The organism is Pseudomonas sp. GW821-FHT12A04 (genome assembly GCF_058807755.1).
Genome location: NZ_JBXAQZ010000035.1, coordinates 1 through 566 on the forward strand (window position 1 = coordinate 1; position 566 = coordinate 566).

A 566-nucleotide genomic window follows, 5' to 3' on the forward strand; every position below is an offset into this window, starting at 1 on the left:
TGCCCTTCCTCCCAACTTAAAGTGCTTTACAATCCGAAGACCTTCTTCACACACGCGGCATGGCTGGATCAGGCTTTCGCCCATTGTCCAATATTCCCCACTGCTGCCTCCCGTAGGAGTCTGGACCGTGTCTCAGTTCCAGTGTGACTGATCATCCTCTCAGACCAGTTACGGATCGTCGCCTTGGTGAGCCATTACCTCACCAACTAGCTAATCCGACCTAGGCTCATCTGATAGCGCAAGGCCCGAAGGTCCCCTGCTTTCTCCCGTAGGACGTATGCGGTATTAGCGTTCCTTTCGAAACGTTGTCCCCCACTACCAGGCAGATTCCTAGGCATTACTCACCCGTCCGCCGCTGAATTCAGGAGCAAGCTCCTGTCATCCGCTCGACTTGCATGTGTTAGGCCTGCCGCCAGCGTTCAATCTGAGCCATGATCAAACTCTTCAGTTCAAACATCTTTGGGTTTTGAGAAAACCCTAAACTTGGCTCAGCAATCGTTGGTTACATCTTTGATTTCTCGCGGAGTAACTTGTGATGCTGATAATCTGTTGACTAGCAGTCTGAC

General features: G+C 51.4%; 1 rRNA gene. It reads right to left on the reverse strand.

Annotation, left to right across the window (positions count from 1 at the left end):
* Positions 1-451: ribosomal RNA gene (locus AC1RS8_RS28030) — 16S ribosomal RNA — on the reverse strand; the annotation flags it as partial.
* Between the last annotated feature and the right edge of the window lie 115 nt (positions 452-566).